At 62.9% G+C, this 26,601-nt stretch carries 23 protein-coding genes and 1 pseudogene; 12 read left to right on the top strand and 12 right to left on the bottom strand.

What is annotated here, in order from left to right:
* Positions 1-79: 79 nt before the first annotated feature.
* On the bottom strand, positions 80-241 hold the full coding sequence (locus tag CO671_RS33780) for a hypothetical protein (protein ID WP_170965006.1): 162 nt from the start codon (positions 239-241) through the stop codon (positions 80-82).
* A gap of 273 nt (positions 242-514) precedes the next feature.
* On the opposite strand from CO671_RS33780, the gene CO671_RS18780 reads away from it, so the two are divergent.
* The 3 genes from CO671_RS18780 to CO671_RS18770 all read left to right on the top strand — a co-directional run bounded on the left by CO671_RS18780 (position 515) and on the right by CO671_RS18770 (position 4,269).
* Positions 515-1,063 (top strand): hypothetical protein, encoded by a 549-nt coding sequence (locus CO671_RS18780; protein WP_097607166.1) that lies wholly within the window; start codon positions 515-517, stop codon positions 1,061-1,063.
* Positions 1,064-1,072: 9 nt separating this feature from the next.
* Complete coding sequence (locus tag CO671_RS18775) at positions 1,073-1,489, top strand: hypothetical protein (protein WP_097607165.1); 417 nt, start codon at positions 1,073-1,075, stop codon at positions 1,487-1,489.
* Positions 1,490-1,689: 200 nt separating this feature from the next.
* Positions 1,690-4,269: a hypothetical protein gene (locus CO671_RS18770; protein ID WP_097607164.1), complete on the top strand. Its 2,580-nt coding sequence runs from the start codon at positions 1,690-1,692 to the stop codon at positions 4,267-4,269.
* 251 nt (positions 4,270-4,520) lie between these two features.
* Here the strand turns inward: CO671_RS18770 and CO671_RS34245 are convergent, their stop codons facing one another.
* The gene (locus tag CO671_RS34245) at positions 4,521-4,823 is read right to left on the bottom strand and encodes a hypothetical protein (protein ID WP_245424996.1); all 303 of its coding nucleotides are present in this window, start codon (positions 4,821-4,823) and stop codon (positions 4,521-4,523) included.
* On the opposite strand from CO671_RS34245, the gene CO671_RS18765 reads away from it, so the two are divergent.
* Both CO671_RS18765 and CO671_RS18760 read left to right on the top strand, forming a co-directional pair.
* Positions 4,804-7,374 carry a hypothetical protein gene (locus tag CO671_RS18765; RefSeq protein WP_245424995.1) on the top strand — a complete coding sequence of 857 codons (2,571 nt, stop codon included), beginning with the start codon at positions 4,804-4,806 and terminating at the stop codon, positions 7,372-7,374. The genes CO671_RS34245 and CO671_RS18765 overlap by 20 nt on opposite strands.
* Before the next feature lie 57 nt (positions 7,375-7,431).
* Positions 7,432-7,663, top strand: a pseudogene (locus CO671_RS18760) (SAM-dependent methyltransferase); the annotation flags it as partial.
* A 150-nt stretch (positions 7,664-7,813) separates the two neighbouring features.
* Here CO671_RS18760 and CO671_RS18755 read toward each other — a convergent pair.
* Positions 7,814-8,824, bottom strand: coding sequence for a PHB depolymerase family esterase (locus CO671_RS18755; RefSeq protein WP_097607162.1), 1,011 nt, complete (start codon positions 8,822-8,824; stop codon positions 7,814-7,816).
* A gap of 347 nt (positions 8,825-9,171) precedes the next feature.
* Between CO671_RS18755 and CO671_RS18750 the strand changes: the two genes are divergently transcribed.
* A complete protein-coding gene (locus CO671_RS18750) occupies positions 9,172-9,936 on the top strand; it encodes a hypothetical protein (protein ID WP_245424994.1) in 765 nt (254 codons plus the stop codon).
* Between the two features lie 295 nt (positions 9,937-10,231).
* Positions 10,232-10,774 (top strand): chemotaxis protein, encoded by a 543-nt coding sequence (locus CO671_RS18745; RefSeq protein WP_245424993.1) that lies wholly within the window; start codon positions 10,232-10,234, stop codon positions 10,772-10,774.
* A gap of 104 nt (positions 10,775-10,878) precedes the next feature.
* Here the strand turns inward: CO671_RS18745 and CO671_RS18740 are convergent, their stop codons facing one another.
* The 8 genes from CO671_RS18740 to CO671_RS18705 all read right to left on the bottom strand — a co-directional run bounded on the left by CO671_RS18740 (position 10,879) and on the right by CO671_RS18705 (position 19,392).
* Positions 10,879-12,324 carry an aldehyde dehydrogenase gene (locus CO671_RS18740; protein ID WP_097607160.1) on the bottom strand — a complete coding sequence of 482 codons (1,446 nt, stop codon included), beginning with the start codon at positions 12,322-12,324 and terminating at the stop codon, positions 10,879-10,881.
* Between the two features lie 22 nt (positions 12,325-12,346).
* Complete coding sequence (locus CO671_RS18735; protein ID WP_097607159.1) at positions 12,347-13,132, bottom strand: coniferyl-alcohol dehydrogenase; 786 nt, start codon at positions 13,130-13,132, stop codon at positions 12,347-12,349.
* A 40-nt stretch (positions 13,133-13,172) separates the two neighbouring features.
* Positions 13,173-14,198 carry a branched-chain amino acid ABC transporter permease gene (locus tag CO671_RS18730; RefSeq protein ID WP_097607158.1) on the bottom strand — a complete coding sequence of 342 codons (1,026 nt, stop codon included), beginning with the start codon at positions 14,196-14,198 and terminating at the stop codon, positions 13,173-13,175.
* Positions 14,195-15,109 (bottom strand): branched-chain amino acid ABC transporter permease, encoded by a 915-nt coding sequence (locus tag CO671_RS18725; protein ID WP_097607157.1) that lies wholly within the window; start codon positions 15,107-15,109, stop codon positions 14,195-14,197. The genes CO671_RS18730 and CO671_RS18725 overlap by 4 nt, the downstream gene beginning before the upstream one ends.
* Positions 15,106-15,834, bottom strand: a complete 729-nt coding sequence (locus tag CO671_RS18720) for an ABC transporter ATP-binding protein (RefSeq protein WP_097607156.1) — start codon at positions 15,832-15,834, stop codon at positions 15,106-15,108. Before CO671_RS18720 ends, CO671_RS18725 begins: the two co-directional genes overlap by 4 nt.
* Positions 15,831-16,583: an ABC transporter ATP-binding protein gene (locus CO671_RS18715; protein WP_097607155.1), complete on the bottom strand. Its 753-nt coding sequence runs from the start codon at positions 16,581-16,583 to the stop codon at positions 15,831-15,833. Before CO671_RS18715 ends, CO671_RS18720 begins: the two co-directional genes overlap by 4 nt.
* Before the next feature lie 6 nt (positions 16,584-16,589).
* Positions 16,590-17,894, bottom strand: coding sequence for an ABC transporter substrate-binding protein (locus CO671_RS18710; RefSeq protein ID WP_097607154.1), 1,305 nt, complete (start codon positions 17,892-17,894; stop codon positions 16,590-16,592).
* 64 nt (positions 17,895-17,958) lie between these two features.
* Positions 17,959-19,392: an aldehyde dehydrogenase gene (locus tag CO671_RS18705; RefSeq protein ID WP_170965010.1), complete on the bottom strand. Its 1,434-nt coding sequence runs from the start codon at positions 19,390-19,392 to the stop codon at positions 17,959-17,961.
* 255 nt (positions 19,393-19,647) lie between these two features.
* On the opposite strand from CO671_RS18705, the gene CO671_RS18700 reads away from it, so the two are divergent.
* A complete protein-coding gene (locus CO671_RS18700; protein ID WP_097607152.1) occupies positions 19,648-20,547 on the top strand; it encodes an AraC family transcriptional regulator in 900 nt (299 codons plus the stop codon).
* 49 nt (positions 20,548-20,596) lie between these two features.
* Here the strand turns inward: CO671_RS18700 and CO671_RS18695 are convergent, their stop codons facing one another.
* Entirely contained in the window at positions 20,597-21,082 is a 486-nt protein-coding gene (locus CO671_RS18695; protein ID WP_097607151.1) for a MarR family transcriptional regulator, read from the bottom strand.
* A 196-nt stretch (positions 21,083-21,278) separates the two neighbouring features.
* Here CO671_RS18695 and CO671_RS18690 point away from each other — a divergent pair, with 196 nt between their 5' ends.
* The 4 genes from CO671_RS18690 to CO671_RS18675 are packed head-to-tail and all read left to right on the top strand — an operon-like array spanning position 21,279 to position 26,327.
* A complete protein-coding gene (locus CO671_RS18690; RefSeq protein WP_097607150.1) occupies positions 21,279-22,862 on the top strand; it encodes an AMP-binding protein in 1,584 nt (527 codons plus the stop codon).
* 40 nt (positions 22,863-22,902) lie between these two features.
* Entirely contained in the window at positions 22,903-23,727 is an 825-nt protein-coding gene (locus CO671_RS18685) for a p-hydroxycinnamoyl CoA hydratase/lyase (RefSeq protein ID WP_097607149.1), read from the top strand.
* Between the two features lie 32 nt (positions 23,728-23,759).
* Positions 23,760-24,866 (top strand): NAD(P)-dependent alcohol dehydrogenase, encoded by a 1,107-nt coding sequence (locus CO671_RS18680; RefSeq protein ID WP_097607148.1) that lies wholly within the window; start codon positions 23,760-23,762, stop codon positions 24,864-24,866.
* 21 nt (positions 24,867-24,887) lie between these two features.
* A complete protein-coding gene (locus CO671_RS18675) occupies positions 24,888-26,327 on the top strand; it encodes a coniferyl aldehyde dehydrogenase (RefSeq protein WP_097607147.1) in 1,440 nt (479 codons plus the stop codon).
* Positions 26,328-26,601 lie beyond the last annotated feature (274 nt).

Below are 26,601 nucleotides of genomic sequence, written 5' to 3'. Positions count from 1 at the left end.
AAACCGGTTCAGATGGGCTTTGGAAGCCGTCCAGAAAAAAGAAGCGAGGCAGCTTGCGCTGCCTCGCCTTTGCATTGGATCAGCCCGGGCCGATCTTCTTGATGGCGTTGGCAACGCCGTTGATCTTGGTGATCTCGGTTGCAACCTTCAGGCTCTGCTCGGTTGCTTCGTTCTGGGCGGCCTTGAAGCTGGAAATCGCGGAGCTGACGCCCGCGTCCAACGTGGAAGTGGAAGTTGCCATAAATCTATCTCCTTCATGGATTGGCGAGGAGAACTTATACGGACAAATATAAATTTCAATATGTACGTGAAAAATTCGTTAATGCGCAATCTGGACATGTAATTCGCATTTTGGATAGGAGTCGATACTTGATCGTAACTCATGTTCAGAATCGACGTGCCATGATTTACTATCATGTTTAACCTTATATTAAGATAGTCGTCGTGGATCTTTCTTAGCGCCGTCAGGCATGTTATCCCCCCGGGCTCGATAGAGATCGAAAGGTATGGCGAAATGGTCGGGCGTATAGCTGCCGGTGTCTTGATCGGTTTGGTCCTTGTTGGATCGGCCTCCGCTGAGGCCAATCAGCGCGAACTCCGTTTGAATGTCGTCTCGCAGCCGCTTGCCGATGTTGTCGAAACGCTTTCCTTCATGTCCGGAATTCCGGTGACGACGGTCGGCAAGCTGAGCGGCACGGTGCAGAACTGGTCGGTAAAGGAGAATGGTGTCGAGGCCTTCGCAAAGCTCGGAGATGCCAGCAATCTCTTCGTCGCCTTCGACGGCAGCCGGGTCATCATCGCACCGAAGCAGGAGGTGGCGACGGTGATCTTCGAGCGGAAGGGCCGGAGCTGGAAGACGATGGAAAGCGCCATTCACGCCTTGTTTCCGTTACTTCCCGCGGATGCCGTTCGCGAGGATCAAGGCAGCGGGCTCGTGCTCGTGCGTGGCCCGCAGATCTTCGTGAAAGCCGTCGAGGATGTCCTGAGCCGGCAGGCGACGAAGGAAATTCGGGTCTTCAAGGGCGGCCAGATCGAAGTGATAACGGTGGGAAACGGCACCTGAATCCGCCGCATGCCCAAGAAGTCCCCCCTCGAACAGCTACGGAAAATCCGCAACCTGCGGGCCGAGAATCTTTCCTGGCAGCTGGCGGAAGCACGCGGCGCGATCGCACGTCTGGCCGAGGAACGAAAACGGGAAGGCGCCGAATTCGAAGCGGTGCAGGCGCGGGTGGATCAGGCGTCGATCGGCCAGAACCTGGCTGCCGGCAAATTCGTGTCCGGTGCGGAAGTGCACGCGATCGTTCAAAAACAGTCGAAGCTGCGGGCGATGGAAGCGGAAGCCCAGGACAGGGGCAGGGCGCTGGAGGAAGCGGTTGCAGCCGCTGAACGGCGCGCCGATCGTCTCGAAGACGAGGTCGCGCGAGCGCGCAGGATTGCGACACGAACCGACATTCTGTCGGATATGATCAAGTCATTGGAAAACGAGTAGCTTTTGGATCTTGCCCCTTGCGTTTTCCATGGCCGATTGCCGCGCCGGTGCGCGAAATGACGCAGGAAGACGGCGGCGCCAGGACCGGTTGCAGTCCTCCCGACAAGCCGATCCCTTGTCACATAACTGAAAAACTTCTGACCTAACGAAGCGTCCGGTTCTCCGCTGCGTGCGGAGCCTTTGATCGGGAGTGATGAAAAATGGTGGAACGCGTCGGCAGTGGATTGGGAGAGGTTGAGGCTTTGGTCGTGGACCTTGGCCAGAAAGACGCGACCAGCCGTTCGGCATCGGCGAAAACCATCGACGTCAGCGACATACGCAAGATCGCTCCGACCGGCGACAGTCCGTCGATCTTCGTGCAATCCACGCCGGCCAAAAGCGGCTCTGCGATACTGGCCGATGCGGGGGCAGACAGGAGCGAAACCGGCTCGGTTGCCGATCTGAAGATCGATCTGGACGGCCTGAAGAAGGTGGCGGCTTCCGAATTCGGCAGCACCGTTCCCAACAATATCACCCACCTGTTCAACCCGACCATCCAGGCGATGGCCAATCAGTTTTACGGGGGAGACAGCGCCGAGGTTCGTGATCAGTTCAAGGCCGATGTCAAGGCACTTCTCGGCCCGCTGCTCGACAAGGTCGGCGCCGGGGAAATCGGGATCGCCGATCTCGCCGGCAATCTGGAGCGCCTGACGTCACGCCTGAGCGCCCCCGGCGGTAAGGAGGTCTGGGGTTACCGCCATTCGGTGCAGACCGCGCTCGAAGGTCTCGTCATGGGCGCCAGCCTCGTCTCGAAGCTGCCGGCCAATCCCGAGTGGGACAAGAGCGTCTCGCCGCTGCCGTCCAGCAATCTTGCCAGCTATTCGTTCAACGACGTCATGGCGGCGATCATGATCGCCACCGGAGAGGCCGGCAAGGGGATCGCCGCCAACGGCTCAGGCGACGGACGCTTTTTCGCCGGCAGCGGCGGCGACGCCTGGATTGCCGAGCGCATGTTCGGCACCAAGGACAATGGCTGGAGCAAGACCATCCAAAGTCTCGACTTGCCCTATATCGACAGCGAATATCTGACATCCAGCCTGAAGAAGATGGCCCGCGCCATGGGCGTGCAGGTCACCGAGCCCGTCGTGGAGCGCCCGATCGACGACAACGACATCCTGGAGAGCAAGGTGCTGCGCGGTTATGCGCCGTCGACGGCCTACGAACCGACGCTGAAAAAGCTCGACGAACTCAAATACGGCATTCTCGGCGACGCCGTGAAAGACGTGAACCGGGATTTTGTCGCGCCCGACAATATGGACCATCTCGACCAGCTGACGCCGGAGCAGAAGGCGACGCTGCTCTACGACCTCATCGAAATCAAGCAGCAGTTCAATGGCTATATGAACCAGTATGGCGACAGCGTTCCCGATGGCGAGCGCGTCGGCAAAGACCTCGATGCACGGATCGAAAAGCTGACGGCCGATCCCGCCACCCAGCAATATCTCTCTGACACCTTCGCAAGCGGCATGAAGGAATATCTGCAGCGCCCTGAGAATTCCGATCTGCTGACCAACATCGAGGACGCCTATCTGATCGACATCGCCGGCGGCAAGGCGATCGACAGGGCGCTTGCCGCCGGCAAGAGCTTCGACGATGCCTTGAAGGATTATTATTCCGAGCTCAACACGCTCGTCGATCTCCTGCCGCAGGATTATATCGACGAACATATCGGCGCCGCCAACGTCACCTTCTCCAACATCATCAAGGAGAAATATATCGGCGACGGGCAGAGGGTCGATCTCGGGCCGCTGCTGTCAGGCCCCGACGATGCTTTCGTGCCCGGTGCGACGAACGAGGCCATCAGCCAGCTCGCCGACAAGTTCGCCCAGGACTTCCTTAGCGCAAATGCGCCTGCAGGGAGCGAAACGGTGAAACAGAATCTGGCGCAGGACATCGCCCGCAATGTCGATGGCGTGCTTCGCCTGGTGCGCGGCGGCATGAAGCTCGACGACGCGCTCGCCTCCTTCAAGGATTCGCTCGATCTGCCGCGCCAGACCCGCACCCCGGCCGGCATCGACGCCGAGGTCTACAAGGCCGGTCTGGTGCACGCCGTGCAGATGCTGACGATGTCGAGCGTGCTGGTGGCGCGCGGCCTCGGTGTGGGCGGCAAGTGGACGTCTACCGATATCGCGGCGGCGGTCGGCTCGGCGACGCAGATCGTCGGCATGACGATGGAGGGGCTCGGCAAGAATCTCGACGTTGCCGGCAAACCGTTCAGCGTTTTCGGCAATGAGCCGGGCAGCTGGGGCAAGGGCATCTCCATGAGCTTCTCGCCCAAGACGATGGAAGCGGCGGGGAAGATACTCGGCGCGGCCGGCGGCCTCGCCATGGCCGGCCTCAGCTTCTACTCCGCATCGCGGTCGATGAAGGCCGGCGACCGCGCCAAGGGCGCTCTCGAAGTCATCGGCGGCGTTGCCGGCACTGCTAATGCGCTGATCGGCTTCTCCGAAGCGATGCTCTATCTGACCAATGCGATGTCCCGCGCCTTCTCCGGCCTCGGCACCGTGGCGCCCGAAGTGGTGACCATCTTCAGCAACGCTGCGAAGGCGGGGCTGGCTGCGGCCGGGCTGGTCACCGGCCTCATCGCTTCCGGCGTCGGGCTGGCGCTTGGCCTGTGGGATATGGCCAACGGCGTCAAGAAACTCGACAAGATGGAAAAGCAGCTGAACGAGAAGCTGGAGCGCTACATGGGCGAGTCCGTGCATCTCGAGTTCGGGCCGGATCCGTCGTTCGTCTGGTAAAAGCATTTGGCGGCATGCCGTCCCGGCAAAGCCGGGGAAGCCGCCTCTCAGAGCTCGAGTAAAGTGCGCTCTGCCCGGTTTCTCCGATGAGGGAGAGCCGCGATTCTTTTCGCCGTCGATCTCCCTCGCGTCAGGTGCCCGAACTTTTTTGCAACCGCAATGTCGCTACCGGACTTGCATTATCCCGCAAAGGTCGTTTTTATGCCTAACGTAAGGTAAACGGCGTCATCCGTGAAAAGCGGACAAGAAAATCAAAGGGAACGCATGTCTTCGATCGCACCAGCATCTTCGGATACCGACACGGTTTCATTTCTCCGGCTAAATGCCGATTCCAATGCGAAGTCCGAAATTTCCGCAGACCAGGGCAAGACCACGAGCGCCACGGTCAAGAAGACATCGCCGTTTGCCTCCGACGGGGCGACGACGGGCATGACGATTTTTACGTCCGCATCGATGCCGGCGACCAGCCCGAAATTCGTTTCGCTCGCCGGTACATCGAATACGGATTCCAGCCCGACCGCGCCGATCCAGCCGGTGATCGACCTGCTGTTCAAGTCCGACTTCATGAGCGAGATCAATCAGGGCTTCATGGAGGGGCTGAAGGACAAGGACAAGTCCTTCGAAAGCATCGACGTCGTCAAAAACCCGCAGAATTACACCGCCGAGCAGAAGCTGATCATGTATCTCGATCTGCTTCAGACCAAGGCGACCTTCGGCAAATACAAGGACAGCCTCGGCGACAACCAGCGCGGCATCTACAACGATCAGGAGATTCTGAAGGATCTCGACAAGTCGATTTCCATTCTCGGCTCGGATCCCGACGTCAACTCGCTGATGACCGAGAAGGCGCTGAAGGCCTTTAAGCTGATCTTTTCCGGTTATCGCGTCGCGCCGGCCGATACCAACAAGGATGCCTCCGAGATCATCAACGACACGATCACGCGCGATGAGAAGATGAAAGACCTGCGCGGGAAGGTCGAGGATGCCTTCGAACGCGACATCGTCAATGGCGGCATCCTCAACGACGGGCTCAAAGCCGGCAAGGATACAGCCACGATCCTCAAGGAATATAATTCCGCGCTCGGCTTCTATTCCATGGTGCTTCCCGACGATTTCGTGAAGCAGCGCTCGGCGATCGCCGACAAGACTTATGCCGAGTTCTTCGATAAGAACGTGCTGCCGACGATCTCGGATCCGACGACCGCGCTCGATGGCCTGATCCGGATGGGCCTGGCCGGCGACAAGACCGAGCGGGAGCTCAAGGGGCTCGGCTCCATCCTGCCGGTTGTGGATTCCGACCAGTCGCTCGGGCTCGGCGGCAGCCTGTTCCCCGATCTGAAGATCGATCTGGACGGCTTGAAGAAGGTGGCGGCTTCCGAGTTCGGCAGCACCGTCCCCAACAATATCACCCATCTGTTCAACCCGACCATCCAGGCGATGGCCAACCAGTTTTACGGGGGAGACAGCGCCGAGGTTCGTGATCAGTTCAAGGCTGACGTCAAGGCGCTTCTCGGCCCGCTGCTCGACAAGGTCGGCGCCGGAGAAATCGGGATCGGCGATCTCGCCGGCAATCTTGAGCGCCTGACATCGCGCCTGAGCGCGCCCGGCGGCAAGGAGGTCTGGGGCTACCGCCATGCGGTGCAGACGGCGCTGGAAGGCCTCGTCATGGGCGCCAGCCTCGTCTCGAAGCTGCCGGCCAATCCGGAATGGGACAAGAATTTCTCGCCGCTGCCCTCCAGCAATCTTGCCAGCTATTCGTTCAACGACGTCATGGCGGCGATCATGATCGGCACCGGACTGGCCGGCAAGGGGATCGCCGCCAACGGCTCAGGCGACGGACGCTTTTTCGCCGGCAGCGGCGGCGACGCCTGGATTGCCGAGCGCATGTTCGGCACCAAGGACAATGGCTGGAGCAAGACGATCCAGGCGCTCGACCTGCCCTATATCGACAGCGAATATCTGACATCCAGCCTGAAGGACATGGGGCTTTCCATGTCGGGCCTGATGAAGACGCTGATGCCCGGCACGGATGTGATCGATCCGATCATCGTCGACGGCAAGACCGCCGAAGAGGCGATCAAGAAGATCATCGCCCCGAGCCTCGACGCGCTGGCGGAAACCCTGTTCAAGGGCAACGCCGAGGCCATGGCGCAATACAAGACCAATTTCACGACGGTCTTCACCTCGCTCTGGGGGTTGATGCGTCCGGGCGGCAGCATCGAGACCATCAAGGCCGAACTCAACAAGCTGATCGACAAGACCGCGACGGCGGCGCCGGCAGGCGTCGATCCGGTCAAATACAAGGCGGCGCTGTCCTCCGGCGTGATGTCGGTGCTCACCGCCTCCCGCTCGATCTATGCCGGCCTCAACATGACCAGCCCGACCTGGGACAGCATCGGCGTCGTCGTTCTGCACGCCCTCGGCGCGCTGGCGCATATGGGCAGTGCGCTCGGCTCGGCGATCAAGGCTTCGAATTTCTCGCTGCTGGATGGCATAAGCTCGCTTGTCGGGGTTTCCGACGAACTGGCGCGGGCGCAGCGCAGCGTGCTTTCCGCCTTCTTCAAGAACACCGGGACGACGGTCTTCGCTGTTGCCGGCGTCGCCTGGCTGCCGGTGGAATATTACCAGTTCCTGCAGGGCCTCACGAGCGGCAAGGGCGACCCCGTCGATCTCATCTTCATGGGTATCGGAACCGTGGCGGACACGATTGGCGCGATCGAGGGCATTGCGGGCGTGGCCAACATGCTGGTGAATTCCACCTTCCTCGGACGCACCGGCGCAACGGTCGCGCTGGTCTCCGGCGGCTTCTCGCTCGGCTTTGCCGTTGCCGGCGCGGTGTCCTGGGCGGCCTGGTCAGGCTTTACCATCTACCAGAGCATCAAGCAGGAAAAGGCCTTCCACAAGCAGACCGACATGATGAACGACATGCTCAAGCGCACGGTCAACGACACGGTCGGCATCTACGCCAAGACCGGCCCGATCGTCGGCGCCAAGGGCGGCGTCAGTCCGCCGCCCCGCGAGCCCGACCAGCGCGAGCTCACCCCGGAAAACTGGGATGCGATCATTTCCGATATCGAGAAGCGCCGAGGTACGCCGGTCGGCTGATCTGGAGGCGTTTCGGAATCTCCATCGTCGGGTGCCGAAACGCCTGGTTCGCCCGACGTCGCGAGCCTTGCAGAGGATGGTCGGATCGTCGCGGTCGATTTCGTGCCGAACGAAGATCGCGTGTCGCCGCCTTTTCCCGCGGCGTTTTCCTGGGAGATGCTCGCCAGCACGCCGGCGGGCCAGGCTTATACGCAGAGTGAGCTGACCGAGATGGGAAGGCTGGCAGGCCGTGCGGGTTAGGGTCAAACCGATGCCGCCGACTCCGGCGAGCCTCATTGTCTTTAAATAGCCGGCCACGCCGTCTTGCTGCCGGCGGATGATCCGCCCTCTCACTCTCGGTGGGAATCGGACCGCGCTGCCCTCTTGCCCGCGGATGAGCTTCTAGAAAGCAAAGCAGCCAACCGTCACGCCCTGGCCACGGAGCGACATGCGCTCGCCCTCAAAGCCCCCATAGCTTCATCAGTTCGCGTGGCGCAGAGACGCCTGCCGGTAACACGAACCTATCTCGCCCGCCCTTCACGCCTGCCAGGCTGTCCTTGCCGACGGGCAATCCGTGGCCGAAGCCGTCGAGCCGATAATAGCTGATCGGATCGCGGCCACCGGCCTGCCATCGCTCCACGCGGCCCCAGGGCTTCATTCGGAGGATTGCGGCGTTCCTTTCTAGGCCGGTCACATCGAGCCACTGTGACAAAATCGCCTCCGCATTTGCAGGATGGACGGTGCGGTCGTCGCTGCCCTGCCAGATCGATAAGGGCGGCCACAGGGTGGCGCCGGGAGAGGCCAAGCGGACCAAATCGCCCCATGCCAGCGCAGACCTTTCGACGCTCGATCGCATGAGCGAAAGCGCGGAAACTGCATCCCGCGCCGCGCCGAAGGGAAGGCCGGCGAAGATCGCGACGCCATCGAACATATCGGGGTAGGTAGCCGCAAGCGCACATGCCATGGCGCCGCCTGCCGAGAGCCCAGCTATATAGACACGTGATCCATCAAGCCGGTGGTCTGAGATGGTGGTGTCGATCATCTGCTTTATCGACATCAATTCGCCGCGGTCGCGGGCGACCGCGCTCGGGCGAAACCAGTTGAAGCAGAGATTGGCGTTGTTGCTGCGGCTCTGCTGCGGACAGAGGAGCGCAAACCTTCGCCGGCCAGCGAGCGCGCTGAAGCCGCTGCCAGCGTCGAAACTTTCCGGGGTCTGCAGGCAGCCGTGCAGCAACACGACAAGCGGCGAGTTGCGTGCCAGCCGGGGCGGAACATACACCTTCATCTTGAGCCTTCCGGGATTGCTGCCGAAACCAATCCGTTCGACGAACTGCGGCCGGACGTGCTTTTTCTTCGCCTTGGTTGACTTTGCCAACGGCCAGCTCTGGCGTGCGACCTTCTCGACCAGGCGGCGCAATTTTTTCTGCGCTTTTAAGGCGCGGCTCAATGAAAACGGAGATTTCAGCGTCATGCAAAGAGGCTCCTTTCGACGGATGACGCTTCTCCCGCAACTCTGCCGCCATCGCTCGCCATCATATAGGCTTGCTTCGATGTCCTGACCGTGAAGGCTGCTCACCGCCTTTTCCCGCGGTGTTTGGCGGGCCAAGCTTATACGCAGAGTGAGCTGACTGGGGTGAAGCCGCGCCGTGGCGCAGCTGGTCGAGAATTGACGCGCGCCTGGCTTTGGTGCGATCCGTATGCTGCAGCTCACGCTTTGCATGGCTGGTTTTGCTGAGGATCAATATGAAGCGGTTTTCGAACGTCCGAACCTTGTTCTTCGCACCGATCGTCCTGATCGGGCTCGGCGCTCCGGCGGCATTGGCGGGGCAGGATGAATGCGCCGGCCGTGCGGCAGACATCATTCGGCGTGCCTATCCGAGCGCGACAAATGCCGACGATCGTACTCTTCTGTTCGAGGGGGCAACCATCACGCTACCCAAGGGCGACAGTGTTGATGGCGATCCGCATGCGGTGATCTGCCGGGTTTGGCCGGCTCAGCCCCAGCTGACGCTGATTGCGGTTCCGTTGATGACAGAGCAGTCGGATTCGGAAAACGAAGGGGATATCGAACTGCTCGTCGTCGACAGCGCCAACCTGCAAGTAAGGCAGCGGTTGCGTCTTGACGGCCTTATGTCCGACGACGCCTTTCGTGTACGAAGCGTCGCCTTCGATACCGCACGCTATCAGCTCGCTCCGAAGAGAACGGCTTTCGGCCTGCGTGTTTCGCTGGACGGCAGCTCGCGCGCCAATCCATTTGGTGAAACGACCTTATGGCTCTTCGCGATCGAAGGTGATGGGCTGAAGCCGGTTCTCGACAACATCGTCGTCGGCGAAAGTCACGGAGAATGGGATACCGTCTGCGCCGGTGAGTTTAGCGAAACCACGCGCACGCTTTCGATGGTTCCATCAGCGAAAGCCACGGTTGCCGACATCGTCGTCACCGAGAAAACGACGACATCCGTCAATCGGGTCGGAACGGATAATAATTGCAACAGCGAAGATAAGACGACGATCGACAAACGCCGGCTGCGGTACGACGGATCGGCATATGGCGTTCCCAAAGACCTGAAGCGGGTCGATTAGGAGGAGCTGACCGGCATGGTGGTCCAGGCCGCCGGATCATGGTCAAAAAACGCTGATGCTGTCCGTTCTGCGCAGCAAATATCCTGTAGTAGAGGCGAGGAAGGACTTTTTTAAAGCGTTGCTGCCTTGGATGGTCCTGCTTTTGGCAAAGCTGGCGCCGGCGCACTCATGAGCGGCAGCGGCGCAATTGGTCAGCGGGGAATAGAATATGGTGCATGGCATTGCTGCTCTCTTGATCTGTCGCGAGTCCGATGACGGCGGCGTGTTGCGCTAAGGCTGGTGCGTGGTCGAGACAATGAACAGCTCCGGACCGAACACGACGCATCAAGGCCGAGATCCCCGCGATCTCGACAGTGAGGATCAGAAGGCCCGATTCTGCGCTGACATCGCGGCATTCGCCGATGCTGCCATGAACGGCGATCTGACGCGGCGAATGAATGCCGACTATACGGACCCGAATTTCAGGCGTTCGGCGACGATGCTCAATGAACTGATGTCGTCGATCGGCAATAACCTCGCTGATTTCAACGATGCGATGGCCGCTCTCGCCCAAGGCGATCTCCATCGCGGCATGCGGGACAAGCACCGCGGCGCATTTGGACCGCTGCAGAAGAACTTCAATCTGGCCATGGCGACAGTCCGCACCGTGCTCGGAGAACAGGGCGCGGAGCGTTTTACCAACAAGGCTTCAAAATTCCGGCGAATGCTGACGGCGGTCGGACCGGACGAGGTCGCTGGCGAAATCCGGGCCAGCGACGACGGTACGCGACCAGTTCCGTCGCCGCCACACGATCTTTGGCTGAAGCTTGCCGAGGCGCTGAACGGCTCCCGGCGCTGAAAGCCGCGAGCATCGATGCAAGTCATCGGAGCGAAGATGGCCGGCGCCATGGCCGCAATCGCGGTCATGGCGTGACCCGCCGTCGCAGGCGACACCGTCGACGGTCAGAAGGGATAATGCTGGGCGGAATCCTCGACCGTGATCCAGCGCAGGTCGGTGAATTCGGCGATCGCCGCCTTGCCGCCGAAGCGGCCGTAACCGCTGCCCTTGACGCCACCGAAGGGCATTTGCGCCTCATCATGCACCGTCGGACCGTTGATGTGGCAGATGCCGGATTCGATCCGCGCCGCCACCGCCATGGCCCGCTGGACATCGCGGCTGAAGACGGCGGATGACAGGCCGTATTCGGTGTCGTTGGCAATGCGGATCGCTTCCGCTTCGCCGGAGACGCGAATGATCGGCTTGACCGGACCGAAGGATTCTTCCGCATAAACGCGCATGTCAGGCGTGACGTGATCGAGCAGTGTGGCTTCGACCACGGTGCCCGAGCGCTTGCCGCCGGCCACGAGTTTTGCACCCTTGGTCGTCGCATCGGCGATCAGCTCTTCCATTTTCTTGGCGGCGTCGAGGCTGATCAGCGAGCCGAGGACGACGTGGCCGCGCGGGTCGCCGGCCGGCAACTGGCTGGCGCGGGCGGCCAGCCTGGCGACGAACTCGTCGGCGATCGTCTCGTCGACGATGATCCGCTCGGTCGACATGCAGATCTGCCCCTGATGCATGAAGGCGCCGAAGATGGCGGCGTTGACGGCACCGTCGAGATCGGCGTCGTCAAGGATCACAAGCGGCGCCTTGCCGCCGAGTTCGAGAAGGGCAGGCTTGAGATATTTGCCGCAGGTCTCTGCAATGATCCTGCCGACTTTGGTTGAGCCGGTGAAGTTCACGCGCCTGACGGCGGGATGGGCGATCAGCGCCGCGACGATTTCAGGCGCATCCTCCGGCGCGTTGGTGATGACATTGATGACGCCGGCGGGCAGGCCTGCTTCGGTCAACACGGTGGCGATCAGCCGGTGCGTGCCCGGGCACTGTTCCGATGCCTTGAGAATGACGGAATTGCCGCAGGCGATCGGCATGGCGATGGCCCGGGTGGCGAGGATAACGGGCGCGTTCCAGGGCGCGATCGCAAGGCACACGCCGGCCGCCTGGCGGACGCCCATGGCGAGCGCGCCGGGCTTGTCGGAGGGAATGATCTCGCCTGATATCTGCGTCGTCATGGCGCCGGCCTCGCGCAGGATGTTGGCGGCAAGCATGACGTTGAAGCCGGCCCAGGGTGCAGTGGCGCCGGTTTCCTCGATCATCAGCCGGGTGAATTCGCCCGCCTTGGAATCCATGATGTCGGCGGCCTTCATCAGGATCGCGCGGCGCTGGCCGGGGCCGGTCTTCGACCAGGTGGCGAAGGCGGCGGAGGCGGCATCGACGGCGGCGGCGACATCCTCCAGGCTTGCGGCGGCAGCGCGGCTCGCGAGCTTCTCGGTGAAGGGATCGAGACGATCATAAGTCCGGCCGCCGGAAGCTGCGCGGTCGGCGCCGTTGATGAGCAGGGAAATATTCATGGGAGTCTCCTGAGGGATGGAACTAAAAGCCGAGGACTTCGGCATTGATCGATGCTTCGAGGCCGCCGTCGGCGGCCAGATTGGCGCCGTTGATCCAGCGTCCGCCGTCCGAGCAGAGGAAGAGCACGGCGGGCGCGATATCGGCGGCGGTGCCGGCGCGGCCGACGCGGGTAATGTCGCTGTTGACCCTGGCATCGCCGAGCACGGCGCGGAACTGTTTCAGGATCGGCGTTTCCACCGGCCCGGGGCTCACCGCATTGACGCGGATGCCGCGGTCCTTGAACAAGGGCTGGTGCGCCGCGCGCATGGTCCAGAGCAGGAGCAGTTCCTTGGAAAGCGGATAGCCTTCCTCGTCCCTGAGGCCGTGTTCGGCGGCGACCGCCGAGACATCGGGAAAGCCTTCTATGCCGGTCAGGATCTTTGCCCGCTCGAGATTGGCGCGCCAGCCATAGCCGGCAATCGAGGCGACGTTGACGACGACGCCGCCTTCGCGCAGGCGCGGTGCCACGGCTTCCGACAGGGCGCGAAGGCCGTAGAAATTGACGGCGAGCGTCGAGACGACGCCGGTGTTGCCGGAAAGGCCGGCAACATTGGCGAGCGCGTCGAGGCGCGACGGAAGCTGGGCGACGATCTCCGCGACGCCCGATGGGGTGGACAGATCGCCCCTGATGAAGGCGGCACTTCCATTGGCGGGTTCGCGCACGTCGACGCCGATCACCTCGGCACCCATCTGGCCGGCCAGTTCCGCCGTGCGCGCGCCGATTCCGGAAGCCACGCCGGTTACCAGGATCGTTTTACCAAAAAGCATGCATGTCACCTTTCACAAGAGAAACTGGAGGCAAGCCGGCTCATTCTTCCCATTTGATCTTGTTCGGACCGGGAAGTTTCAGCCGATAGCCGACGGGCAGAAGCTGGAAATCGAAGCGGCGTTCGATTTCGCCCCACAGCCCGCGCGGCAAGTAGAGCGAGAAGATCAGGGCGGTGGCGCCGAGGCCGATCAAGTACCAAACGCCGGCTGAGCCGAAGAAGGTTTCGATGACGAAGAACAGGATGGCGCCGAGGATCGCGCCCTCGAACTTGCCGATCCCGCCGACCAGCACCATGAAGATCATGTAGGCTGTCCATTGGACGCTGAAATAGGTCTTCGGCTGGAAGGTCGTGGCGGTCGCCAGCCACAGGCCGCCGGCGACCGCGATGCCGAAGGCGGCGAGCACGAAGAGCAGCCGCTTGGTCGCGATCACCCGCACGCCGACCGAGGTCGCCGCCTCCTCATTGTCGCGGATCGCCTGCATGGCCGCCCCCGCGCGGCTTCTCATCAGCATGAAGAGCGCGCCGAGCAGGGCCGCCATGGAGGCGAGGGCGAGCCAATAGATCGCCGCCCGCCGCATGCCGCTGTCATAGAGGTTGAGCGAGATCAGCGAGGTTCCCGTTTCGCCCTGGATGAGGCTGTCGAGATTGACGAGGAGGTGGGCGAGGGTGGCCACGACCCACATGCCGATCGCGAACTCGCCGCCTTTCAGCCGCAACATGAAGAGCGAAAGCGGCACCGACAGCGCACCGGTCACGATCGCGGCGACAAAGATCGAGACGAAGGGATCGAGCCCGGCATCCGCAAGCCGGATGGTGAAATAGGCGCCGAGGCCGAAGAACACCTGCTGGCCGACGGAGACGAGCCCGCCGAAACCGGCGAGCGCATTCCACATGGCGGCCAGGATCACATAGATGAACAGGGCCGTCATCCGGTCGATCGCGCCGGCGCCGAGCATTATGGGAGCGAGCGCTAGCAGGGCGAGCAACGCGGCCATGGAGCAGATCGCCATCCGTGACGATGTCGTCCAGCGTTCTATCGATATTCCGTTGGAGACGAGTGTCATGTCGGGCTCCTGAGACGTGCTCGAACGTTGAAGAAGGCGCCGAGCCTGTCGAGCCGAGGCATGCCGAACCGGGACAGCCTCACGAAAAGGACGAGCAGGAACACGGCATGGCCGCCAATCAGGAAGCCTTGCGGATGCAGTTGCGCGCCGAGCGACTGGGCAAGGCCGAGAATGATGCCGCCGGCAAGCGTGCCCCAGAGCGATCCGGCTCCGCCGATGACGGCTGCCTCGAAGGCGAAGAGCAGCTGCGGTCCGCCCGCATAGGGGCTGAAGGTTGCCCGCATTCCGAGAAAGGCGCCGGCGATCCCGATCGTGACCATGGTAATTGCGGTGGCGACGGCATTCACCCCACGTGCATCGATGCCGACGAGCCCTGCCGTATCGGGATCTTCGGCCGTGGCGCGGATGGCGCGGCCGAGCGCAAAACGGCTCAGGAAGAATTGCAGCGCGCCGAGAAGGAGGATCGCCGTCACCATCATCATCACGGAAAGTTTGCCGACGAAGATATGGCCCGGAAGTTGCCATGACGCATAGGAGAGATTGCCGATGAAGGGCGCGAGTGAGCGGGTGTCGGCGCCGAACTGTTCGAACAGCAGGTTGTCGATGACGATCGACAGGCCGAAGGTCGTGAGGATCGGCAGCAGCGTGCCGCCGCGGGCGCTGCGTTCCAGGATGAAGCGCTGCAGCAGCCAACCGAGGACCGCCATGACCGGCAGCACGATCAGCAACCCGGAGAAAGGTGAAATGCCGGCTTTGGCGGCGAGCAGCCACAGCCCGTAGGCGGCGGCGATCGCCAGGCTGCCATGCGCGAGATTGATGATCCGCATGACCGAAAACATGAAGGACAGACCGCAGGCGATGACGGCGTAATAGCCGCCGAGCAGAATGCCCTGGAGCAGGGAGTTGATCACGATGCGCTCCTTTCGCCGGCAGCCCGGTGCAAGCCGAAATAGGCCTGGGTGACATGCTCGCGGGTGACGGCCGCCGCCGGCCGATCAAGGACGATGCGTCCCTCCAGCATGCAGATGACGCGGTTTGCGACGCTCATGGCGCGGGTGAGATCCTGTTCCACCAGCACGATGGTGGTTCCCGAGGTCAGCAGTGCCTGCAACTGGGCATAGACGCGGTCGACGACCAGGGGCGAAAGCCCGAGCGAAACCTCGTCGAGCAGAAGAATATCGGGATTGCTCATCAGCGCCCGGCCGATGGCGGTCGCCTGCTGTTCCCCGCCCGAGAGGTGCCCGGTCTTGGCGCGACGGCGGGGTTTCAGGTTCGGGAAGGCGTCGAGGACACGATCGATGCTCCAGTCGCCCTTGCGGCCGCAGCTCTTTCCGAGAAGCAGGTTCTCCTCGACGGTCATCTGGGAAAACAGCCGGCGGCCTTCCGGCACCAGAGCGATGCCTTTAGCGATGCGCTTGTGAGAGGGGACGGCGGCGAGGTCTTCGCCGTCGAGAAGGATCTGGCCGGCAGCTGGGAGATGGGCGCCGGCGATCGATCGCAGCAGCGTCGTCTTGCCCGCGCCGTTGGCGCCGACCAGCGCCAGCACCTCGCCTTTGGCGATATCGAAACTGACGCCGCGCACCGCCTGGAGCAGGCCGTGGCGAACGTCGAGGTTGCGGATCGAGAGAAGGCTCATGCCGGCGTCCCCCCGAGATAGGCTTTGACCACGTCCGCATTGCTCATGACTGCTTGCGGCTCGCCATCGGCGATGATCCGGCCGGCATCCATGCAGATCAGCCGCTCGGCCACCTGCAGGAGGATATGAACGATGTGCTCGATCCAGACGATGGCGATGTCGCGGCGGCGCAGTTCGAGGATGGTGTCCACGAGTTCGCTTGCCTCGCCGTCGGTGAGCCCGCCGCCGATCTCGTCGAGCAGCAGCAGCCTCGGCTGCGTGGCGAGCGCGCGGGCCAGTTCCAGACGTTTGCGATCGAGAAGGCCGAGCGTATCGGCCGGGCGATTGGCGACGGCGAGCATGCCGCAGAGCGAAAGCGCATCGACCACACGATCATAGGCCTCGTCGCGGCTTGCGGCATTGCCGTGCGATGCAGCGACGAAAACATTTTCGAAAGTCGTCATGCCGCTGAAGGGTTTGGGGATCTGGTGGGTTCGCACGAGCCCGGAGCGGCAGCGCTGCGCCGCCGTGTGGCGCGTGACGTCGGCGCCATCGAAGGTGATGCTTCCGGCACTCGGCGGGAAGGCGCCGGCAAGCACGGAGAGCAGCGTCGTCTTGCCGGCGCCGTTCGGCCCGACAATGCCGACCGCATCGCCATCACCCATGGAAAAGTCGAGGTTTTCGAGAACGACGAGCGCGCCGAACCGTTTGTGGATTCCCCTGGCCGAGAGAAAGGTTCCTCCCGGCCGATTGTGAGCTCGCTGTTGCACTGTCGACTATCCGTTGTAAGCGGTGAGCTTGGCGCCGACCGGGACATTGGGATCGGTGGCGTTTTCGGTGACGACGTAGTCGAGCGCGAATTTCGAGCCCTCCGCCGCTTTCACCCATTGCGTGCCGATGATCGGTCCGGGAGAGACGTTGGCGACGGGCCCGCTGGTGAAATCGACCTTGCCGGCGATCGTCGTCGTCTTGAGCGTGGCGATCGCCTTGGCGACGGCCTCCTTGCTCTTGACGTCGCTGCTCGCCTTCAACGCATCGAAGCCGGCGTCGAGAAGCGCAAGGCTGGCGCCGAGCTGCTGCGTCCACTGCTTGCCGCTTGCCGTTTCATAGCCGTCGGCGAGTTCGGTTCCGGAGACGCCTGTCAGCGTCGACTTGTAAGGGAAGGCCTTGTGCCAATAGGCGGCGCTGCCGATGTTCATGCCGAGATCGCCGAGCGCCTCGATGTCGGAGGGAAAGAGGCCCGTCTTGGCGATCTGGCAGATCTTGATCTGCTGGGTGAGACCCTGCTGTGCGGCCTGGCGCCAGAAGGCGGCAAAGTCGGGCGGGATCGGGAAGGAGTTGAAGATCTCGACGCCCTCCTGCCGGAAAAGGGCGATCTGGGCGGTAAAATCGGTGGTGCCGGTTTCATAGGCGCCGGGATCGACGATGGTGAAGCCGGCTTTGGCAAGCGCCGGCGCCAGATGGGCGCGGATCGCATTGCCATCGGCGTCGTTGGGATACATGACGCCGACCTTCTTGTTGGTGTCGATCAGGCTCCATTGCGAGACGTAGGCCTTGTGGAATTCTTCGACGCCGAAGCCGAAATGATAGGTCCATTTGAAGGGCGAGGGCGCGCCGGGCTTGGCGCCGCGGCCGAAATACCAGGCTTCCCAGGGCATGACCGTCGAGAGGCAGGGGATGCCGGCCGCCTCGCAGGCATCGGCCACCGGATTGATGGTTTCGGGCGTCGAGACGGCGAGCATCAGGTCGATGGCCTGGTTGTTGATCAGCTCCTTCGCCAGCTGGCCGGCGCGCGAAGGATCGGACTGGGTGTCCTGATCGAGAATCTCCACCTTCCAGGTCTTGCCGCCTACCTGCAGGCCGTTCGCCAGCGCCTTGCGCGCCAGGTCCAGGACATAGCCGTCGGTCTCGCCGAAGCCGCCGAGCGGGCCGGTGCGCGGGCTGATGAAGCCGACCTTCAGCGTATCGCCGCTTTGGGCGAAGGCCGCGCGGCCGGAAAGCGCCAGTACTGCGCCGCCTGCCGCGGCCGATGCGATGAAAGAGCGGCGGCTCAGCAATGCCGCGTTGAATTTTCCGCTCATGAAATCATTCCTCCCTCTTGATGGGCCTCCCAGCCCGTTCCCATTCTTCATTTCGGCCGATCTGTCAGATCGGGTAGTGCCGTTTTCCCGATGCCATGGTGACCCATCTGAGCTCGGTGAATTCATCGATCGCCGCCTTGCCGCCGAAGCGGCCGTAGCCGCTCGATTTGACACCGCCGAAGGGCATTTGCGGCTCGTCGGAAACCGTCGCCTCGTTGATGTGGCAGATGCCGGATTCGAGCCGCATGGCGGCGGCAAGGGCGGCGTTGACGTCGGCGCTGAAGACGGCGGCCGAAAGCCCGTATTCGTTGTCGTTGGCAACCGTCACGGCCTCGTCGACGCTGCCGACCCGGATGATCGCCGCGACCGGTCCAAAACTCTCCTCGCGATAGATGCGCATGGCAGGCGTTACGTGATCGATGACGGTCGCATCCATCAGCGTGCCGTGAGCCTCGCCGCCGCAGATAAGCACCGCGCCTTTCTGCAGGGCGTCGTCGACGAGCGACCTGACGCGCCGGACGGCCTCGGCATTGATCAGCGCGCCGAGCGGCGTGTTGCCGTCCTTGGGATTGCCGGCAACGAGGGTTGAGGCTTTCGCGCGGAATTTGCCGACGAAGCCATCGGCGATCTCGTCCATCAGGATGATCCGTTCGGTCGACATGCAGATCTGGCCCTGATTCATGAAGGCGCCGAAGGCGGCGGCACGCACGGCCTCGTCGATATCGGCGTCGGCAAGCACGATGAACGGCGCCTTGCCGCCGAGTTCGAGCAGGCAGCGCTTGAGATGCCGGGCCGAGGATTCGGCAATGATCCTGCCAACACGGGTAGAGCCGGTGAAGTTGATGCGGCGCACGGCCGGGTGGGCGATCAGGGCGTCAACGATGGCGGCGGCATCGCCCGGCGCATTGGAGACGACATTGACGACGCCGCGCGGGAAACCGGCGTCGCGCAGGATTTCGCCGATCAGGCTGTGGGTCTTCGGGCAGAGTTCGGAGGCTTTGAGGATAACCGTATTGCCGCAGGCAAGCGGCATGGCGACGGCGCGCGTGCCGAGGATGATCGGCGCATTCCAGGGGGCGATGCCGACGCAGACGCCGGCCGGCTGGCGCACCGCCATGGCCATGCTTCCGGGAATGCCTGAAGGAATGAGTTCACCCGAGATTTGCGTCGTCATTGCCGCCGCCTCGCGAAAAATATCTGCGCCGAGCCCGCAATTGATCGCTGCCCATTGCGCGGTGGCGCCGGTCTCGCCGGTCATGGCTTCGATGAGTTCGGGCGTGCGGGCTTCGAGAATGTCGGCGGCGGCATTGAGCAGCCTCCGCCGTTCGCCGGGGCCGGTCTGCGACCAGTCCGGGAAGGCGGCCGCAGCGGCATTGGCCGCCCTGGCCATGTCGGCGACGGATCCTGCCGAGGCAATCGTCGCGACATCACCGGTGAGCGGATCGATGCGTTCGAAGGTGGCGCCTTCGGAAGCATCCATCACCTGATTGTTGATCATCAGCTTTGCCGAGAACACGGTTTTTCCTCATCCGCCACGGACTGGCGCTTGCTTTTTTGCCATGGGAGAAAACGAGCGGATGCCGCGGCCCAAAGGCCGCCCGGCGGTTTCCGCGTCTGTTGGAGTGCCTCCTCCCAAAGGCTGATGAAGGGTAGGTTACGCCGATCGTTTCAGGATGGAATGCGATTTATTGGGTTAATATTGTAATTATCCGGCGATTGTCGCAGTGTTTGATCCCAGAGCGGAGGAGAAGCATTGGCGACCGACGGCGGCATTCATCACTATGCAAGGGGCGAGTGGCACGGCCCGTCGCTATCGCACCGGCGCATCCGGCTGCAAAAAGGTCTCTATGCCGATTTCTACCATTTTCTTCTGCTTGGGGAGGGAAGTGCGGAGCTTCATTTCGACAATGGCGAAGATCGGCCGCTGCAGGGGGCGCTGCTTGCCTTCCTGCCGCCGCAGGCCGGCTGCGACCTTTCGATCGCCGCCGGAAATGCGGCTCATCTGGTCGGGGCGTCGCCGCAGATCATGGTCGATGCGATCGGCGAGAAGGTGGAATCCTATTCGCTGCGTATCTTCACCGAGCAGCGCAAGCTCGTTGAGGTATCGGATCCGCCGCTGGTAGCCGAAATCAGTCCGCTGATTTCAGGCTTGGTGCGCGAACTCGGCGATCCCTCGCGTTCCTCCTGGATGGTCGCATCCGCTTATATCAGGCTGATGTTGATGGCGCTGTGGCGGGGCGCAGGCGGCGAGAGAAGCGAGCAGCGAGGGCAGGGCGAAACCGCGTCCATTCTGCAGCGATATCGGCAACTCGTCGAGGCCGGTTTTCGTCGGCACCGGCCGATCAGCGATTATGCTGCGGAGCTCGGCGTGACTGCCGACCGGTTGCATTCCATCTGCCAGAGGGCGCTCGGCCGTTCGCCAATCCAGCTGCTGCACGAGCGGGTGGTGCAGGAGGCGAAGCTCAGATTGGAGCGTTCGGCCCGCAATATCCAGGAAATTTCCGACAGCCTCGGCTTTCGCGACCCGACCTATTTCAGCCATTTCTTCAAGCGCAAGACCGGGCTTTCGCCCGCCGGCTATCGCGAGATCGCCCGCGCTTCGGCCGGCTCCGAAAACAGCATGCTGTCCTCGGGCTACGCCGATTGGCCCTAGAACAGGATGATTTTAGGCCCGGTCGGCCCAGGCTCCAGGAACGAGCCCGTCAATTTCCCCTGTAAATCCGCCTCAGCGCAGCAAGCAGCCCGTCCATTTCCTCGCGTGAAAACAGGGTGATGAAACGCTGTTCGTGCCTGTCGATTCGCTCGCGCGCCTGCACGAGCATCGCGTGACCGGCCGGCGTCAGATGCAGTTCCTGACGGCGGCGGTCTGCTGCGGAAGGGCGGCGCTCGATGAAGTCGCGGCCGGCCAGACGGTTGACGAGAGCCATCATGGTGGCGCGATCGGTGCCGAGCGTATTGGCGAGGTCGATCTGCGATGCGCCCGGATTGCCGGCCAGCAGTTCCATCACAGCGAGCTGCTTCTGCGTCAGCCCCAACTCCTCCATGGTTGCTGCGAAATCGCGATAGATCGCGACATGCGCCATGCGCAGGTGAAAGCCCAGAAGATCGCCAAGCCGGCCGACGTCGAGCGGCGGCGCCAGCGAGGTCTCTTCGCCCTCCAAATCGTCCTGCGGTGGTTTTGCAGCCATCGTTCCTCTCGCGTCGTCAAGCGTCATAACCATCAAAATCAGCGGGTTAGTCAATATCGGCTATGCCGATTCCGAGGTTGAAATCGAATGACAGGATTGCCGCGAACAGCCTCTTGCATTGCCGGAGAAAAATAATAGTATGTGTTACATACAAATTTGATGCCTGCTGGAGGAGCGGCGGGCATGGGAGGAGAAAATGGCGCATTCCTTTTCCGGGGTGGTTTCGTCGGCGGATTGCGGGCTGGTCACGGATGATCCGGTCCTGTACCGCGCCCGTGTCGCCCCGGATCGCCGGGCACTGTTCGAAATCGCCACCGGCCGGCAGCTGACCTACGCCGAACTCGATCTGCGGATCGCCCGCTGCGCCGGGTTCCTCAGCGCGGTGCTCGGCCCGCGGCGGGATGGCGCACGTGTTGCCATGCTGGCGCGCAATGCGATGGATTCCGTCGTGCTAGCCTTTGCCTGCCAGCGCGCGGGCGCCATTTACGTGCCGCTCAACTGGCGCCTCAACGCCGCCGAGCTTCGCCCGATCCTTGCCGATTGCGCTCCGGCTCTCCTGGTTCGCGATGACGAGTTTGCGGCAACGGCAGCGGACATCGCCGCGGCTGATGCCGAGATGATGGTGATATCGACGGGCGACGGATCGGCCGGTCTTGCGGCACGGATCGAGGCGAGCCTTCCGGCTTCTCCGGTGCCCGGCGATGCGGATCAGCCTTGCGTTCTCCTCTACACGTCGGGCACGACGGGACAGCCGAAGGGCGTCATCATCACCCGCCGCAACGCCTTCTTCGCCGCCGTCAATTTCTCCTTCGTCGGAGAGATCGGGCAGGGCTCCGTCGCACTCTGCGACCTGCCGTTCTTCCACACGATCGGGCTGATCGCGGTGGCGCGCACGACATTGATGCTGGGCGGCACGCTCGTCGTCTCCGACCGCTTCACGCCGGCGCGAACGCTTGCCGCCCTTGCCGACCGGCAGCATGCCATCACCCATTATTTCGCCGTGCCGCAGATCGCGCTCGCCCTGCGCAACGACCCTGCTTATAGCGCCACGGCTCTTTCAGGCCTGCATGCGCTCTTCGTCGGCGGTGCGCCGCTGACGCGGGCGCTGATCGAAAGCTATCTCGAGGACGGTGTCGCGCTGGTCAACGGTTATGGCATGAGCGAGGCGGGAACCGTGCTGCATGTGCCGATCGACCGGCGCGCGGTGCAGGAAAATCCCGGCAGCGTCGGTCTTCCGGCGCCGCTGCTCGACATCCGTGTCGTCGGCGAGGATGGCCGCGACGTGGAGGACGGCGAAATCGGCGAGTTCTGGCTGCGCGGGCCGGCGGTGACGCCGGGCTATTGGAACAAACCGGCCGAGACCGCCGCCGCCTTCGCCGACGGCTGGTATCGCACCGGCGATCTCGGCCGGCGCGAAGCCAACGGTTTCTATCGCATCGTCGACCGGTTGAAGGACATGTATATCAGCGGCGGTGAGAATGTTTATCCCGCCGAGGTCGAGGCGGTGCTCGCAAGCCATCCCGATATCCTCGATGCCGCGGTCGTCGGCGTTCCCGACGACAGGTGGGGCGAATGCGGCATTGCCTATGTCGTGCTGCGGCCGGGGGCTGCGGCAACGAGCGAGGGCGTTGCCGGCCATTGCGCGGCAAGGCTCGCCGCCTTCAAACGCCCGGCGCGCATCCTTTTCGTCGACGCCATCCCCCGCACCGCCTCCGGCAAGGTGCAGAAACATCTGCTGCGCCAGTTCCATTCCGAAGCCCTTCAACGACAGGCCTTGTGACGCCGAGCCCGGCATCATGCCGAAACCAATGGAGTGACCCATGACTGAAAAGACATCGCCGGTTCTGGTCGAATTCGACAGCGGCATCGCTTTCGTGACCCTCAACAGACCTGAAAAGCGCAATGCGATGAATCCGGCACTCAATGCCAGGATGCTCGAGGTACTCGACGAACTCGAAGGCGACGAGCGCTGCGGCGTCCTCGTGCTGCGCGGCGCCGGCGAGTCCTGGTCGGCGGGCATGGATCTGAAGGAATATTTCCGCGACAACGACGACAAGCCGCGCGACGCCACGCTGAAGGCACGCCGCCAATCCGGCGGCTGGTGGGGCCGGCTGATGTATTTCGAAAAGCCGACGATCGCCATGGTCAACGGCTGGTGCTTTGGCGGCGCCTTCACGCCGCTCGTTTCCTGCGACCTCGCCATTGCCGCCGAGGAGGCGAATTTCGGCCTCTCCGAGATCAACTGGGGCATTCTGCCGGGTGGCAACGTCACACGCGCCGTCGCCGAGGTGATGCGCCATCGCGATGCCCTCTATTACATCATGACCGGCGAATTGTTCGGTGGGCGCAAGGCCGCCGAAATGGGCCTCGTCAACGAGGCCGTGCCGCTGGCGGAACTTGAAACCCGCGTGCGCAAGATCTGCGCCAGCCTGCTCGAAAAGAACCCGGTGACGCTGAAGGCCGCCAAGGACACCTACAAGCGCGTGCGCAATCTGCCATGGGAGCTTGCTGACGACTACATCTACGCCAAGCTGGAGCAGATGCTGTTTCTCGACAAGACCAAGGGGCGCGATGAAGGGCTGAAGCAGTTCCTCGACGACAAGACCTATCAGCCCGGGCTCGGCGCCTACAAACGCGCGCGCTGACTGTCGCGAGGATTATCGGGAGGAGGAAAGCGATGAAAATCCATGCCGCGGTGGCGCGTGCGCCGCATATGCCGTTTTCGCTGGAAAGGCTCGATCTGGAAGAGCCGAGAGAAGGAGAGATCCTGGTTCGCGTGATGGCGACAGGGGTCTGCCACACCGACATCGTCATGCGCGACCAGCACCTGCCGGTGCCGCAGCCGGTGGTGCTCGGCCACGAAGGTGCGGGCATCGTCGAGCGTGTCGGTCCGGGTGTCGCCAAGGTGAAGCCCGGCGATCACGTGGTCATGACCTTCAATTCCTGCGGCCATTGCCCGAGCTGCAATGAACATGAGGAGACCTATTGCCATGAATTCTTCCCGCGCAATTTCTTCGGCGCACGCGCCGACGGTTCGAGCGGGCTCTCCTGCGAGGGAGAGCGGATTCATGGCAATATATTCGGACAGTCCTCCTTTGCGAGCCATGCGCTCTGCCATGAGCGCAATATCGTGAAAGTGCCTGAGGACGCCGATCTGGCGCTGCTCGGGCCGCTCGCCTGCGGCATCCAGACCGGCGCCGGCGCGGTCATGAATGCGCTGAAGGTCGAGCCGGGAAAAGTGCTTGCGGTTTTCGGCATGGGCTCGGTCGGCCTTGCCGCCGTCATGGCGGCGCGGATCGTCGGCGCTTCCAGGATCATCGCGGTCGACGTCAATGCGGCGCGGCTGGCGCTTGCGGCCGAGCTCGGCGCGACCGACATTGTCGACGGCAAGGCCGGCGATGCGGTCGCCGCGATCATGGCGCTGACCGGCGCCGGCGTCGATTATTCGATCGATGCCTCGGGCGTGCCCGCCGTCATCGACCAATGCGTACAAGTGTTGGCCCCGCGCGGCACCTGCGGCATCGTCGGGGCTTCGCCGCACGGTGCGACGCTGACGCTCGATCTTACCCACATCCTGTCCGGCGGACGCCGGGTCCGCGGCATCGTCGAGGGCGATTCCAATCCCGACGTGCTGATCCCGCTCTTGATCGACCTCCACAGACAGGGCCGCTTCCCCTTCGACAGGCTCGTCACCTTCTATGATTTCGCCGACATCAACCAGGCGGTGGAGGATGCGGAAAAGGGCATCGTGCTGAAACCGGTCGTGCGTCAGCCGGCCGCCTGACATCGTTCAAGGGAGGAAAGAATGAACACCGTCAGCCCAATCTCGACCGATACCAGCCCCGACGCCATGAAGGCGCTGCTTGCCCGGCAAAGGGCGTCCTTCCTCAAGGAAGGGCCGCCGAGCATAGCGACCCGCATCGATCGCATCGACCGCGTCATCGCCCTTCTCGTCGATCATAAGGACGCAATTGCCGCCGCCCTGTCGGAGGATTTCGGCAGCCGCAGCGTCGAGGCGAGCCAGCTTCTCGACGTTTTCACCTGCGTCGGTTCGTTGAAATACGCCAAGGCCCATGTGGCCGAATGGCTGAAGCCCGAGCAGCACGAGGCCTTGTTCCCGGATGCGGTCGCCGAGGTGGTCTACCAGCCGAAAGGGGTGATCGGGATCCTCAGCCCGTGGAATTTTCCCTATCAGCTCGCCCTTGCCCCGCTGGCCGGGATTCTCGCCGCCGGCAACCGCGCCATGATCAAGCCGTCGGAGGTTACTCCGGCATCGGCAGCCTTGATGGCGCAACTTATCGCCGGCGCCTTCGACGAAACGGAAATCGCCGTCATTCAGGGCGGGCCGGCCACGGGCACGGCGTTTACATCGCTTGCTTTCGACCACCTGATCTTTACCGGCGGCACGGCGATCGCCCATCACGTCATGCGTGCGGCGGCGGACAACCTGACGCCGTTGACGCTCGAGCTCGGCGGCAAGTCGCCCGTCGTCGTCGGCCGTTCGGCCGACCTTGCAGATGCGGCGCGCCGGGTCATGACCGTCAAGACACTGAATGCCGGCCAGATCTGCCTGGCGCCGGACTACGCCTATGTGCCTGAGGAAAGCGTGGCGGCCTTCGCCGAACATGCAGTGGCCGCGGTCGGCGCGATGTATTCGGGATTGAAGGAAAATCCTGATTATACCTCGATCGTCAATGCCCGCCATCACGCCCGCGTCCAGGGGTTGATCGACGATGCCAGGGCCAGGGGCGCCCGTGTCGTCGAGATCAACCCGGCGGCCGAGAATTTTTCCCAGCAATCGGCCCACCGTATGCCGCCGACCCTGATCCTCGATCCCACGGAAGACATGCGCGTGCTGCAGGAGGAGATTTTCGGGCCGGTGCTGCCGGTCATCGCCTATCGGGATATCGCCGACGTCATCGACCGCATCAATGCCAAGCCGCGCCCGCTTGCGCTCTACTATTTCAGCCGGGACCCCGAAGAGGAGCGCCGTGTGCTCGACAACACGACCTCCGGCGGCGTGACCGTCAACGACTGCATGAGCCACGTAACGGCGGAAGGCCTGCCCTTCGGCGGCGTTGGCCATTCTGGCATGGGCGCCTATCACGGCAAGTTCGGCTTCCTCGCCTTCTCGCATCCACGCGCCGTCTATCACCAGAGCAGGATGGTGGAAGCCGAATACATGATGCGGCCGCCTTTCGGCGAGGCGATGCGCGGCTTTCTGGCCGCGGCGATCTGCAAGTAGGGGCATGACGGGCGTCTCGCGCTGCCGATGCGGTGTCGGTGGTGGCAGGCAAAGCGGTGTGGCGCGGGCTTCAGCAGGAACGCCCAAAGCCAGCCGCTTCGCCGCCGCTTAACCAGCGGCTGATCCTTATCGCGCCAGCCTATCCGAATAGCGCACTATTTGCGTCCTGGGCTTGCATATCCAGCTGCATCGGCAGCAAATGAGGCATCCGGCGCTCCGATTTAACGAAGCTCAAACCAGTCTCGTCGTATGAATAGGTTTGTTATGTGGGTTT

This window comes from Rhizobium sp. M10 (assembly GCF_002531955.1).
Classification (GTDB): domain Bacteria; phylum Pseudomonadota; class Alphaproteobacteria; order Rhizobiales; family Rhizobiaceae; genus Rhizobium; species Rhizobium etli_C.
This window is presented reverse-complemented; position numbering and strand designations above follow the sequence as displayed.